The 12875-nt window shown below is 67.3% G+C and carries 9 protein-coding genes; 5 read left to right on the top strand and 4 right to left on the bottom strand.

Annotated elements, in window-relative coordinates:
• The 4 genes from WBA11_RS15535 to WBA11_RS15550 form a co-directional block, all read right to left on the bottom strand.
• Window positions 1–326: hypothetical protein (locus WBA11_RS15535; protein ID WP_424521573.1), on the bottom strand; the 326-nt coding region annotated here is incomplete at its 3' end.
• 280 nt (window positions 327–606) lie between these two features.
• The gene (locus tag WBA11_RS15540; RefSeq protein ID WP_424521574.1) at window positions 607–1860 is read right to left on the bottom strand and encodes a hypothetical protein; all 1254 of its coding nucleotides are present in this window, start codon (window positions 1858–1860) and stop codon (window positions 607–609) included.
• Window positions 1861–1924: 64 nt separating this feature from the next.
• Window positions 1925–4885: a TonB-dependent receptor plug domain-containing protein gene (locus WBA11_RS15545; protein WP_424521575.1), complete on the bottom strand. Its 2961-nt coding sequence runs from the start codon at window positions 4883–4885 to the stop codon at window positions 1925–1927.
• 222 nt (window positions 4886–5107) lie between these two features.
• The gene (locus WBA11_RS15550) at window positions 5108–5449 is read right to left on the bottom strand and encodes an MGMT family protein (protein ID WP_424521576.1); all 342 of its coding nucleotides are present in this window, start codon (window positions 5447–5449) and stop codon (window positions 5108–5110) included.
• A gap of 95 nt (window positions 5450–5544) precedes the next feature.
• Between WBA11_RS15550 and murB the strand changes: the two genes are divergently transcribed.
• The 5 genes from murB to WBA11_RS15575 all read left to right on the top strand — a co-directional run bounded on the left by murB (window position 5545) and on the right by WBA11_RS15575 (window position 12760).
• Complete coding sequence (gene murB / locus WBA11_RS15555) at window positions 5545–6657, top strand: UDP-N-acetylmuramate dehydrogenase (RefSeq protein WP_424521577.1); 1113 nt, start codon at window positions 5545–5547, stop codon at window positions 6655–6657.
• Window positions 6658–6836: 179 nt separating this feature from the next.
• Window positions 6837–9833 carry a sensor domain-containing phosphodiesterase gene (locus WBA11_RS15560; RefSeq protein WP_424521578.1) on the top strand — a complete coding sequence of 999 codons (2997 nt, stop codon included), beginning with the start codon at window positions 6837–6839 and terminating at the stop codon, window positions 9831–9833.
• Between the two features lie 76 nt (window positions 9834–9909).
• Window positions 9910–10287 carry a response regulator transcription factor gene (locus WBA11_RS15565; protein WP_424521579.1) on the top strand — a complete coding sequence of 126 codons (378 nt, stop codon included), beginning with the start codon at window positions 9910–9912 and terminating at the stop codon, window positions 10285–10287.
• Entirely contained in the window at window positions 10284–11351 is a 1068-nt protein-coding gene (locus WBA11_RS15570; protein WP_424521580.1) for a HEAT repeat domain-containing protein, read from the top strand. Before WBA11_RS15565 ends, WBA11_RS15570 begins: the two co-directional genes overlap by 4 nt.
• On the top strand, window positions 11348–12760 hold the full coding sequence (locus WBA11_RS15575) for a glycosyltransferase family 2 protein (protein ID WP_424521581.1): 1413 nt from the start codon (window positions 11348–11350) through the stop codon (window positions 12758–12760). Before WBA11_RS15570 ends, WBA11_RS15575 begins: the two co-directional genes overlap by 4 nt.
• The last annotated feature ends 115 nt before the right edge of the window (window positions 12761–12875 follow it).

Raw genomic sequence — 12875 nt, forward strand, 5'->3', positions numbered from 1 at the left:
TGGCGCCGCACGCGAATCCCGGGGATCCCTCGGAAGACGTCGGAAAACATCGTCGTCCCGCGCTCGTCGAGCTCTTGCCGGGTTAGAAAGGCTCCCATCCCCTGACTCTGGCGTTCGAAGAAGCCCCGTCGGCGGAGCATGGCGTCGTTGATGGACTCGGCCTCGACGAGCACTTCCTCGAGGTCGCGAGCGCCTGACGGCAATGCCAGCACGACAACGTTCTCGACGCCGGCCTCGACCGTGACCGTCGTGTCGATCGCGACGTAGCCCGGAAAGGAGGCCGAGATCGCCAAGGCTCCAGGCGGCACGCCGGATAGTTCAGCCATACCGAACATGTCCGCCGACCCACCTATGCCTCCGACCTCGAGGGCGGCTCCTGCGAGCGGGCTCCCAGTGTCTGCGCCCTTGACCAGGATCGACAGTTCCCCATCCTGCGCCGCTAGCGGAGAACACAAGAGAACAGCAATCGCGACGACGAACGAGTACCCTCGGTGCATGGCAGTCTTGGTTGCTAGTAGCTGACTAAAGTCTACAATCAACGAGGGCGGCCCGGCAATCATGCCGAACCGCCCTCGGTCTCAGTACGAGAGGTGGGACGTGTCCCGCCTAGATGTTCGGGTTCGCGTTCCGCTCGGTCTGCGGCAACGGGAAGAACCGCTGCTTGTCCGGCCCGAGGTGGAAGATCCCGAACCGGCGCTGGTCAACTAGGCGGAGGCCCAGCGTAAACAGCTCGCGGTCACGCGTCGCGATCAAGAGGTCCTGATCGATGGCGTCGCCGTCCTCGAGGTCGGCCAAGCCGCGCGAGGTGCGGACGGCGTTGATCCGAGTGCGAGCGTCGTTGTCGTCGCCACCGTCGAAGATGTCGGCCTCGGCCAGGATGAGCGCGTTCTCCTGCCACGTCAGGAACGGTAGGGGGTCGCTGTTCATCAGGTAGAGAGCCTGACGGTAGAACGGACCCGGATCAACGCCTGCGTCACGTGGCGGTGCGATCTCGACGAGCGACCGAGAATCCAGCGAATCGAGGTCGACGAATCGGTCGTTGATGCTGATCTGCGTCCGGCCACGTCCGCCATCGATCCACCACGCGTTTGTGGAGAGCGAGGTGTAACGACCCGAGTACGGCTCGTCCGTCTGAACGAGGCCGTTTTGAGCGAAGTTCGCAGCGGCATCGCGATCGCCGCCGAACAGCGCGATCCGAGCACGGAGCGTGTTGATCACACGGCGATCGTAATCGGTCGCTGCGAGGCCAGCAGCCTCGGCGAGCTTGGCGTCGGCCTGGGCGTAGAGCTCCGCCGTCGGGATCGGTGCAGAGGGGTTCTCCTGGTCCTCACTGATCGGGGCCGCCCCGTTCTGCCCGTCGACGCTGTAGTACGTGCCGAGGAAGTAGCGCGCGACTCCACCGTGGAAGTTGGCCGAGTACAACGCAGCACGCCGTGCCTCGGCACCGTCCTCGTCGTCCGAGAACTCGATAGTCTCGTTTACCCGGCGCAGAAGGTCGTCCGCCGAGAAGCGGTACTCGTTGACCGCGTCGTAAGCGTTGTCGTTCGAGTTGTTATCGAGCTCGATCTCGCCTCGGTCGATCTCGCCGAACGTTGGGAACGTCGAGTTCTGAACCGCGGGGTTGAACTGGCCGACGTCGGCGAGCAAGTCTGAGAGCGTCGCGAGTTGGTCGTAGGAGTCGTTGAACCCCTCCTTGACGCCTGTGATCAGGAACGGGATTTGGCCTTGTGAGTCGAGCGAGTCGCCGACGACACGATCGACGGGGCCGTCGATGTCCTCGACAAACGAGTCACAGCCTGTAAGGCTGGCTCCGCCCAGAAGAAGGAGACCGGCGAGTCCGGTATGGATGTAGTGTTTCATAGATAGAATGGCTTGACGTTTAGTGGCCGGCCTCGAGGCCGGCCACCAAAGCGTCCGAGCTGTCTTAGATGCCTAGTGTGAGCGTGAGGAAGAACTGACGGGGGTTCTGCAGCGTCAGGAAGTCCGAGCCACGCGACAGGCTCCGCGCACCGTTGAAGTTGACCTCTGGGTCAAGTCCATCGTAGAGCGACGTCTGGAACAGGTTGCGAGCCGAGAACGCAAGGGCGGCCGTGCGAACGCGGTTGAGCCCCGGGGCCTGCGCGATGAGACGGCCCAAGTTGTACCGGACCGTGAGCTCACGAAGCTTGAGGTAATCGGCCTCACGAATAAAGTTGTCGTCGAGGGTTCCCGTCGTACGAGCGAAGGCGTTCGCCGCATCGATGTACTCCTGCGTTCCCGGGGTCAGCGTGTCGAGCTGATCGGCGAGATCGTTGCGCTGGGCGTAGTTGCCGAACTGTGCGCGGAACGCGTCCGTGTTGTTGAACACCGAGAGGCCAGTGGCCCAGTCCGCGAGCGCGTAGACCGTGAAGTCCTGGAACAGCGTCAGGTTCGCCGTGAACGACCCGTTGAACTCCGGGTACGGAATGCCCCGGACACACCGGTTGTCCTCGACGTTGCAGGCGCTGTCGAGCGGCATGCCATTGTCGTCGACCTGGACTCCGGTGTCAACGCCGGCGTACGTGCCGTCGTCGTTGAAGAGGGCGCCGTTGACGGGCGTCACGTAGAACGTGGACCGCGCCAAGCCAGGAGCGATGACGTTGACGTCGAACCCGTCGAACAGGTTGGGCAGCGGGTTACCGGCGCCATCGAAGCCGACTGACTCGACCTCGTTGGTCTGGTAGCTCGCGATGATCCCCAAGTCGAGACCAAAGTTGCGCGTCTGAACCGCGGTCGCGTTGATGGCAAGCTCCAAGCCCTGGAGCGAGATCTCACCGACGTTGAACGGGACGTTCGACGCCACGAGACCGGTCGAGGGCGCCAACTGACGACCGAAGATCGAGTCCTCGGCGCGCTGGTTGTAGTACGTGAACTCGATGCCGACCCGGTTGGCGATCTCGAGGTCGATTCCGGTCTCGAACTCGGTCACGCGCTCCGGCTCGATGCCGGTGTTGCCGATCTGGGACGGCACGGCACCCGCACCGTCACCGCCGACCTCAGCCGCGTACAAGATCGCGATCGGGTCGAACGAGTTCGGAAGCTGACCGCTCGCACCGTAGGCCGCGCGGACCTTGAGGATGGAGAACAAGTCGGGGACCGCGTCGAACTGGTCCAGCCGGACGGCCGCACGAGCCAACGGGTAGATCACGCTAGGCGCGTCCACACCGATCGTCGAGGCGTAGTCATTCCGGAAGCCGACGGTGCCGAAGAACGTGTTGTTGTAGTCCAGCGACTGCTCGACGATCAGGCCGATCTGGCGGAGGTTGTTAAAGAACTCTCCGGCGGCCTGGAATTCGGATCCGGCGCCGGCGTTCGGGATGAGCTCTGTTGCAAAGTCCTGGATCCGTGTGCTGAACGTGCGGAGGCGGCGATCGAAGCCTTGGACACCGACCGAGGTCGAGGCGTTGAGCCCCTCGACTGGCACATACCGGTAGCGGGCGTCGACCAAGAACGAGACCTGGTCTGTTGCACGTGTGTACACCGTCCGCTCGCCGTTGGTCACGCCCGAGAAGACGAAGTTGGACGGGAAAAACTGGTCACCGCGCGTGTCGTTGGCGTCGAGGCCAGCTTGAGCGCGAAGCTGCAGGTTCTGGATCGGCGTGTACCGAGCCTCGAACGAACCGAGGAACTGGTTCGTGATGTACTCCGACTCGATGGCACGAACGGCGAGCGAGTCCGTGAACGCGTACGTAAACGGGAAGAGCAGCGTGTTGCCGAGGTAGCCCAGGATGTTGTTGTCGTTTTGGGGCTGACCGACCGAGTTGAAGTTGTACGACGAGGTCGCCGAGAGCTGGAGGTTCGAGAGCGGGAACGCCTCGAAGTTGGCCCGCAGGTTCCGGCGGTTCTGGAAGTTGCCCGGCAGGATGCCGTCCTCGTCGCGGTAGTCGAACTGGGTGAAGTAGCGGACCGCCGAGGAGCCGCCGGAGATGCCGATCGTGTGCTGCTCGATGCCGCCGTCGACGAAGCCGGCGTTGGCGCTCTCGAACGTCTCACCTGCCGTCAGTTCGTCGTACTCGAACTGCTGGGTGTTCTGACCCGTCGAGCCGGAGTAGTTGATCTGGAACGGGAGGGGCGAGTTCGCGCCGCCGCCGATCGTGCCCCGCTTGGTCGTGATGATCACAACGCCGTTGGAGGCGTCCGTTCCGTAAAGCGCTGCCGCGGCAGGCCCCTTCAAAACGTCGATCGTCGCGATGTCGTCGGGGGCCAAGCCGCTGAGCGCGCCGATGCCCTGGCCGCCCGCGCCCAGTCCGTCGAACTGGTCGTTGTTGACGCGGATGCCGTCGACGTAGATGAGCGGCTGGCCGTTGCCGTTGAGGCCACCGCCGCCACGCACGTTGAAGCGGATGCCACCGCCGACGTTGCCCGACGAGGGCTGGACGGAGACGCCGGCCACCTTGCCGTTCAGGAGCTGGTTGACGTCCGAGTACTGCTGGACGTCGGTGAGCTCGGCCGCGTTGATGCGGCTCACGGCCACCTCGGACTGCGAGAGCGACCGCTCCGAGAGCGCGCCCGTGACAACGACCTCCTCGAGGCCGGTCAGGTCGGCCTCCAAGCCGAAGTTCTGCGTCGTGGTCCCGCCGGAGGTCACTGTGACCTGGGCCGTCTGGGTCACGTACCCGATGAAGGTGGCCTGAAGCGTATAGGTGCCCGGGGCGACCTCGAAGGAGTAGCTGCCGTCGATATCGGCGGCGGCGCCGATTCCGGCACGGCCGACGATGGTGACGGCCGCCGTGGTGAGCGGCTCGCCGTTGTCGGCGTCGATGACCTGGCCGGCGATGGTGCCGGTCTGGGCAATCGCGCCAGGACCAGCCGTGATCGCCAACAGGGCGATCGCGAAGCCGAGGGCACGAGAAGCAATAAGTCGCATGAGTGCGCGTGTTGTGTGTGTGAGTGAGCCTCCGGGCCGTCCGGTCGGAGGTAGGGGTTTGATCGGCTCCCAATTTACCAACGCGTGACGCTGGTGTCACGTCACCGTGTCCGAACGCCGTCGGATTGGCCCTGAACGGTCGTATGCGTCGCTGGACCGTCGCCCCGGTGCTGAATAGTCGTTCCAACAGCGTAGACGGCCGAGCGAAGCCGCACCCGGTGGTTAGCACTCCGTCGGCGGGATCCACAGGCAGCCCTCGAGGTCGACCCGGCCGTCGGGGAGGAACGGGACGTTCTCGGACCGGAGCCTCTCCTCCATGACCGTCGGCGATGGGAAGTGGCGGCGGCCGGTCAAGCGGCCCTCCCGGTTGACCACGCGGTGACACGGGACCGAGAGCCCGCCCCCCTCGAGGCCGGCGACGGCCTTCAGCGCCCACCCCACGCCGCGAGACGCCCGGGGAGCCCCCAGAGCGCGGGCGACATGGCCGTACGTCGTAGCCCGGCCGGCCGGCACCTGGCGCACGACGTCGTAGACGCGTTCGTAGAAGCTGGGATCGTCGGCCATGGTCATCGAGGTCGAAGGATTCACCGGAGACTACAGCCGGCCGACCTCGAGGCGGTCCCACCGACCGCTAGACTCCGGCATCTTCCGCTCCCGCCGTGCCCCTCGTCTCTCCCGCCCCCGACTCCCCGATCTCGCCCACCGAGCGCGAGCGCCGAGAACGCGACTTCCGCGACGCCCTCGGGGACGCACTCCCCGACCTCGAGGCCGAGCGCGTTCGGACGGACGTGTCGCTGGCGCCGTTCACGACGTTCAAGATCGGCGGCCCGGCAGACGTCTTCCTCGAGGTCGAGACCGCCGACGAGCTGGCCGCCGCGGTCACTTCCGCGCGGCAGGCCAAAGTCCCGTTCTTCCTCCTGGGCATGGGCGCCAACATCTTGATCGGCGACCTCGGTTTCCGCGGCGTCGTGATCCGCAACGGCGCGGCTCACATCGAGGTCGAGGGCACGACGGTCACAGCCGAGAGCGGCGCCATCGTCTGGCCGACCTTGATCGAGGCCGCGGTGGGAGCCGGGCTGAGCGGCGTCGAGCACTACGCGGGGATCCCCTCGACGGTCGGCGGAGCGCTGTGGCAGAACCTGCACTTTCTGTCGCCGCCACCGGAGCGCGAGCGGACGATGTTTATCGAGGAGGTCGTCACCTCGGCCGAGCTGCTCGGCTCGGACGGGACACGCCGCACCGTCGGCCACGACTGGTTCGACTTCGGCTACGACTACTCGACGCTGCACGTCACCGACGACCTGGTGCTGAGCGCCACGTTCGACCTCGAGGCCGCGGACTCGGCACGTCTGCGCGAGGTCGTCGACGCGAACCTCGAGTGGCGGGGCGCGAGGCACCCGCCGCTCGATACCCAACCGTCGGCGGGGTCCATCTTTAAGAAGATCGACGGGGTCGGAGCGGGACGGCTCGCCGACTGGTGCGGCCTCAAGGGGACCCGGATCGGAGGCGCCATGGTGACGGAGCGCCACGCCAACATCTTGATCAACGTGGGCGGCGCGACGGCGCGAGACGTCCGCCACCTGATCGGCTACGTGCAAGAGACGGTCGAGCGCGAGCAGGGCTACCGGCTCAGCACGGAGATCGGGATGATCGGCGAGTTCGGCGACCTCGGCTCCCTCCCTGCGCACGGCTGGGAGGACGCCGACGGATTCGTGGGCGGCGTGCCGCCCGGCGGCCACCCTGACGCCCACCGCGACGCCGAGCGCCGCTAGCCGTCCTCGAGAGCGCGGCCCGGTTCGTGTCGAACCTTACTCGGGGAGATCGTAACACGGGCGCACCATCCCGCGCGTTCGTACGCTTCTGAATTAAGGGGTTAGCTCGTCCTCGAGGACGAGCACAACATCGGCACACGATGTGCGCACGACGGAGGTGCCCCTCGCGTGCTCACGCCATGCCCTCTCTTTCCCGTCGCGGTGACGCGCGGCTGACAGCCCCCTACGATCGGCGGACCGACGGCCTCGACGGACGCCGCCGGGACCGGCTCGGGCTCATCGCGTCCGTCATCGCCAACGACGGCCAGCCGTTCGTCGCACGGGTCGAGCGCGCCTTGCGCCTGGCGTCAGAGATGCTCGGCTTCGAGGCCGGGCTGCTGGGTCGCATCGAGGGCGGCCGGTACACGGTCATGGTGGTCCACGCACCAGGCTATGGCACCGAGCCCGGATCAGCGCTGTCCCTCGACGAGACGTTCTGCTCCCTGACGATCTCACGGAGCGACGTCGTGGAGATCCCCGATGCGTCCCGGTCTCCGCACCGAGACCACGCAGCACGACGCCGTCTCGGCACGCAGAGCTACGTCGGCGTCCCGGTCTTCGTCGACGACCGGGAGTGGGGCACGATCAGTTTGCGCTCGAGCCAGCCGCTCGACCGGCCCCTCTCGACCGATGACCACGACCTCCTCCGCCTGATGGCGCTTTGGGTCGGCAGCGTCCTCGAGCGCGAGGCACACGAGCACGAGCTGGCCGAGGCGTCCGACCAACTCCGAGCCGTCATCGAAGAGACCCCGATCGTCCTGTTCGGGACCGACGCCGACGGCGTGTTCACGCTCTCGGAAGGAGCCGGCCTCGCGACACTCGGCCTCGAGGCCGGCGAGAGCGTCGGCCGGTGCATCTTCGACATGTACCCCAATGCGTCGACGGCGCTCCGCTGTGTCCGCCGCGTCCTCGAGGGCGACGCCGCGACGTGGGAGGAGAAGATCGGGGACGCCGTGTTCGCGAGTCGCGCTCGCCCGGTGCGGGGTCCCGACGGGGGCGTCACGGGGCTGATCGGGGTGTCGCTCGACATCACGGAACGGGCCCGGAGCCGCCGCGCGCTCGCCCAAAGCGAAGCTCGGTTTCGCGCTCTCAGCGACGCGACGTCCGAAGGGATCGCGTACGTCTCTCAGGGCCGGGTCGTCGACGGAAACGACCAGCTCGCCCGGCTCTTCGGGTACGAGTCCCTCGAGGGCGTCGTCGGGCTGCCCGCGTCGGAGTTGGCAGCTCCGGAGTACCGAGAGCTCGTCCGCAAGATGACGCTCGACAACAACACCGACCCCTACGAGGTCGTGGCCGTACGGAAGGACGGGAGCCGGTTCTGGGCGGAGATCCAGGGCCGCCCCGCGGCGACCGGCAGTCGCGCCGAGCGGGTCACGGCCATCCGCGACGTCACGGCCCGTCGCGAGGCGGAGGAGCAGCGGACCTTCCAGTCCGACGTCCTGGCGCAGGTCTCCGATGCCGTCATGGCCCTCGACCTCGAGGGCCGCATCACCTATTGGAACGGAGGCGCCGAAGTCCTCCACGGCCTGACCTCAGTGGAGGTCATCGGCCGACCTCTGGCCGAGGTCGTCACGTACCTGCTCCCCGAGCTCGGACAGATCACCGACGACGCGGAGGCGGCCCTCCAGAGCGAGGCGGCCAAAGAGGGCAACCTCATCTTCATCGACCCCCACGGCGTCCGGCGGTTCGTGTCCGTCTCGTCCAGCGCCCTCCTGGACTCCGACGGAGGAGAGCGAGGGATGCTCGCCGTCTCTCGGGACGTGACGGCTCAACGCCAGATGTCGGCGCAGCTCCTGCACCAGGCCACGCACGACGCCTTGACGGGCTTGGACAACCGGATCCTCTTTCGGCAGCGCATCGAGCAGGCGTTGGTAGACGACGTCCCTTTCGCAGTCTATTTCATCGACCTCGACCGGTTCAAAATCGTCAACGACTCGCTCGGTCACGAGGCGGGCGACAAGATGCTCCAGGCCATCGCGATCCGCCTCAGGAACGCGCTCGCCCACATCGAGGGCGCCGTCATCGCGAGGCTCGGCGGCGACGAGTTCGGCGTGGTCGCGTCGACGCCCTACCCCGATGAACTGGGGCGCGACCTCCTCCACGCTCTCGAGCCCCCCGTCGACCTCGGATCGAGGACGGTGTCGCCCTCCGCGAGCATCGGCCTGGTCACCCACGCCGACCGGTACGACTCGCCAGAGACCGTCCTCCGCGACGCGGACACGGCGATGTACGCCGCGAAGAAGAACGGTCGAGGCCGGCTCGCCACCTTTACCGGCGCGATGCACCAGGAGGCGACGTTGCGCTTCCGTTTAGAGCAGGACCTCTCGTTCGCGGCCGGGCTCGGACAGATCGTCCCCCACTTCCAACCGATCGTCGACCTCGAGACGGGCGCGATCGCGGGCTTCGAGGCGCTCGTTCGCTGGGACCACCCCGAGCGCGGGGTGATGCCCCCCGCCCTCTTCCTGTCTCTCGCAGAAGAGACGGGGGCCATCGCCGACATCGACCGGTGGATCCTCAAGCGGACGTGCGAGGAGGTCAGCACCTGGGGCGCCGAGGCGCTCGACTCGATGGCCTACGTGAGCGTCAATTGCTCGGACAAGACGTTCCTCGGCGAGGGCCTGGTCGCCTACGCCCGCCAGACCGCGGACGACACGGGCCTCAACCCGGACTGCCTCGTCCTCGAGCTGACCGAGCGCGCCGTCGTCGACCTCGAGGCCGCCCAATCCGTCGTCGCCGCCGCACACGACAAGGGCCTGAGAGTCGCCATCGACGACTTCGGCGCCGGATTCTCGTCGCTCGGCCTGCTCCATGCGCTCCCCGTCGACGGCGTCAAGATCGACCGCTCGTTCGTCTCCGACCTCGAGAACTCGGCCCCCGCACGAGCCGTCGTCCGGGCCGTCGTCCGGTTGTCCGGCGAGCTCGGGATGCGGGCGGTCGCCGAGGGGATCGAGACGCCGGGGCAACTCCGAGCGCTCCGGGAAGCGGGCGCCCACTTTGGCCAGGGCTACCTGTTCGCCAAGCCGGCCCCCTCGGAAGTCGTCCGAGAGATGTTCACCGTGACGCCCTGGGTGGACGATTGGGATCGGTGGATAAACGGCGCACCGGCGCAAGTCGGAACGCACCTGGCCGATACCTAGACGAAGAACGTCCTCCGCCCTGTCCAAGCCGTCCCTTGTCCCCATCGCCGGCTTTCGTCGAGACGAGCGCCCACGAGTGCTCCTCGCCGAAGGCGACTCGATCACGGCGCACGTTCTCCGGCACCGGCTGGAGCGCGACGGGACGGCCGTGGACACGTCGACGAACGGACCGTCCACGCTCGAGAAGCTCCAGTCCGAGAGCTTCGACGCCGCCGTCCTCGATGCCGACCTGATCGGGATCGACGGCCTCGACATCCTGCGTCGGATCCGGGTCGGAGCCGTGAGCCGGCAGGACCTTCCCGTCCTGGTCCTCACCTGGCCCGGCAACGACGGCCTCGCCGCGCGCGCCTACGACCTCGATGCCGACATCGTGATGGGCCGGCCGCTCTCGCTCGCCATCCTCAGTGCCGGCGTGCGCCGCTTGGCGCGGACGGGCAGCGGTGACGGGTCATGATCGAGGAAGAGATCATCACCGGTGCGCTGGTCGTCGCGCTGTTCGCCACCGGCGGGTTGACCGTCTTCCTGATCGGGGCGACCGTGTGGACCCACGCTGCCGCCAGCCGGAACGAAAAACGGAGAGACCGCCGGTGGAACGCCTGGAAGCCCGTTTTGCTCGACGCGCTCGTGGGCTCTCGAGACCCCTCCTCCGTTGCGCTTCTGGTCGGCAGGAACGCTCATGGAGACTACTTCAGGCTGCTGATCGCATACGCGCTTCGATTAGGAGGCCGGAGTCACGACGTCCTCGCCGAAGCGGCGGCCCCCCACCTCGACACCGCGAAGGAGATGCTCCACCACCGCCGGTCGGACCGGCGCGCCCTGGCGACTCACCTGTTCGGCCTGCTCGGGTCGAGGATCGACCTCAAGCCGCTCCGACTCCGCCTCAAGGACGAGTCGCCAGCGGTCGCGATGATCGCGGCGCGGGGCCTCGCCCGGTCCCAGGACCCCGACTTCGTCCGGCCCGTCCTCGACACCCTCGACCGGTTCGAGGCCTGGGGCGTCAACGCGGTCGCGTCGATGCTCGCCCTGTTCGGGTTCGACGCCGCGCCCCACCTCATGCTCGGCGTAGCCGACCCCGCTCGTCCGGAGTCCACTCGGTGCGCGTGTGTAGAGTCGCTCCGGCTCCTAGGCTACCCGCCGGCCAGCGACCTTGCCGTGAGCATCCTCGAGGACGGAGAAACGCCCCTCGAGGTCCAGGCCGCCCTCCTCCGGCTGCTTCGGGACATCGGCGGACCGGGGCACGCCCCCACCGTCCGAGAGCTGACCGAACACCCGTCCGACGTGATCCGAATCCACGCCGTGAGCGCGCTGGCCGCCATCAGCTTGCAACCGGCCGACGCGGCCCGCGTCGAGAACGCGCTGTCCGATACGTCCCCGTGGGTCGCGCTCCGCGCTGCGCAGGGTCTGATCGATTCGGGCCGCGTCGCGTCGCTACGGACCGTGGCCTCGGAGGACTCCGTCCGGGCCGCCGTGGCCCGACAGGCGCTCGCAGAAGCCGGTCTCGCCGAGGTCGCAGCGTGACGGAGACGCTACGCCACGTTGTCCTCGTCCTCGATGTGATCGGGATCACCTTGTTCGCGCTGGGAGCCATCGCCTACACCGCGACGGCGGCTCTCGCGTTTCCATCGCTGCGGAAGCTCCAGCGATGGTCCGGTACGTTCTACTCCGACGAAGCGTCCGGCGCCGCTGCGACCCCGCCGATCACGCTCATCGCCCCGATGTACAACGAGGCCACCGTTTGCGTCGAGGCCGTCCGAGCCCTCCTGGCCGTCTCGTACCCGATGAAAGAGATCCTGGTCGTCAATGACGGCTCGAAGGACGAGACCCTGGACCGCCTTATCGACGCGTTCGACATGACGCCCGCCGTCCGGCCACGGACCGCCTGGATCGGCACGGCGGAGGTCCGCGGTGCCTACCGCAGCCGGCAGCGGCCGGACTTGTGGATCATCGACAAGGAGAACGGCGGCCGGTCGGACGCGATCAACGTCGGGATCAACCACTGCCGGACCCCTCTCCTTTGCGTCCTCGACGGGGACAGCATTCTAGCACCCGACGGGCTGCACCGCGTCGTGCGGCCGTTCCTCGAGAACGCGTCGACGGTCGCGGTCGGCGGGACCATCGGGATCGTCAACGACTGCACCGTCCAGCACGGCCGCGTCACGAACGTGAGGATGCCTGAGTCGTGGGTCGCTCGGTTTCAGGTGCTCGAGTACATCCGCGCGTTCGCGTCCTCGAGGGTGGGCTGGAACGCGATCGGCGCGCTGCCTCTCATCTCCGGGGCCTTCGGGCTGTTCAAGCGCCAGGCCGTCGTGGCCGTCAACGGCCTCGACCCCGACACGGTCGGCGAGGACTTCGAGCTGACCCTGAAACTCCACCGGTACCACATCGACAACGGCATCCCTTACCACGTCGACTTCGTTCCGGATGCCGTGTCGTGGACGGAGTGCCCGTCGACCCTCGAGGTCTTGGGCAAGCAGCGCGACCGGTGGCAACGGGGTGGGATGGAGGTGGTGTGGAAGCATCGCCGTGTGGTCTTCAACCCCCGCTATGGGCGCGTGGGGATGTTCTCAGTCCCGACGTTCCTTTTCATCGAGCTGATGGGTCCGGTGATGGAGGCGTTGGGGTACGTCCTGCTGGTGGTCAGTGTGATCGTCGGGGCCTTCTCAGGGGGCGTCGGCCTCCTCCTCCTCGCCCTCGCGCTCTCCCTAGGGGCGGCGCAGTCGATCGCCGCCATCGCGTTCGAGCAGTACGCGTTCCACCGGTACACATCGACGAGGGACCTGGCGCTACTCCTCGCTGTCGTCGTGCTCGAGAACCTCGGTTACCGGCAGCTCACGGTTTGGTGGAGGCTCCGTGGCATCTGGAAGTACATCCGCAAGGACGACTCGTGGGGCGAGATGACGCGCACGGGGTTCGCGACCTCGCCATGACCCGCCTCCTCGCCATCTTTCTGTGTGCGTCCGCCGCGGCCCAGACGCCGGCGACGGCCTCGGACTCTGTTCGGGCCGCGCCCTCGAGGGCGTGGGGCGCCGTGGTGACGACGGG

The sequence above is a fragment of the Rubrivirga sp. genome (assembly GCF_049648075.1).
Classification (GTDB): Bacteria; Bacteroidota; Rhodothermia; order Rhodothermales; family Rubricoccaceae; genus Rubrivirga.

Excerpts from the sequence above, each read along its gene's own strand:
- WBA11_RS15545 (WP_424521575.1), bottom strand. The coding sequence starts at position 4,885 with ATGCGACTTATTGCTTCTCGTGCCCTCGGCTTCGCGATCGCCCTGTTG.
- WBA11_RS15540 (WP_424521574.1), bottom strand. The coding sequence starts at position 1,860 with ATGAAACACTACATCCATACCGGACTCGCCGGTCTCCTTCTTCTGGGC.
- WBA11_RS15550 (WP_424521576.1), bottom strand. The coding sequence starts at position 5,449 with ATGGCCGACGATCCCAGCTTCTACGAACGCGTCTACGACGTCGTGCGC.
- WBA11_RS15560 (WP_424521578.1), top strand. The coding sequence starts at position 6,837 with ATGCCCTCTCTTTCCCGTCGCGGTGACGCGCGGCTGACAGCCCCCTAC.
- WBA11_RS15570 (WP_424521580.1), top strand. The coding sequence starts at position 10,284 with ATGATCGAGGAAGAGATCATCACCGGTGCGCTGGTCGTCGCGCTGTTC.